This window comes from Halomonas sp. ND22Bw (genome assembly GCF_003011945.1).
Lineage (GTDB): Bacteria > Pseudomonadota > Gammaproteobacteria > Pseudomonadales > Halomonadaceae > Halomonas > Halomonas halophila.
This window is the reverse complement of sequence record NZ_PXWD01001007.1, coordinates 1-266: the sequence shown is the minus strand read 5'-3', so window position 1 is coordinate 266 and position 266 is coordinate 1. Positions and strand designations below refer to the sequence as shown.

General features: G+C 72.6%; 1 protein-coding gene. It reads right to left on the bottom strand.

The features are described from left to right. Positions 1-266 (bottom strand): SGNH/GDSL hydrolase family protein (locus CVH10_RS21210; RefSeq protein ID WP_146143227.1); only part of this gene is annotated, 266 nt, incomplete at both ends.

Sequence of the window (266 nt, the reverse complement as noted above, 5' to 3'; positions counted from 1 at the left end):
GCTGACGCCGCTCATCGGGTCGTTGCTGCCGGTCTGCCAGATCACGAGGTCCGGCTTGTCGGCGAGCACGTCGCGCTCCAGCCGCCGGGCCATGGCCTCGGAATCGTCGCCGCCCTTGCCCCGGTTGAGCACCGTGACGCTGGAATGCACCGAGCCCATCGCGCCGAGCCGCGCTGCGAGGTCGCGCTGGAGCTGGGCCGGGTAGGTCGTGGACGGCGAGGAGGCGCCGGAGCCCTCGGTCGAGGAGGAGCCGAAGGCCACGATGC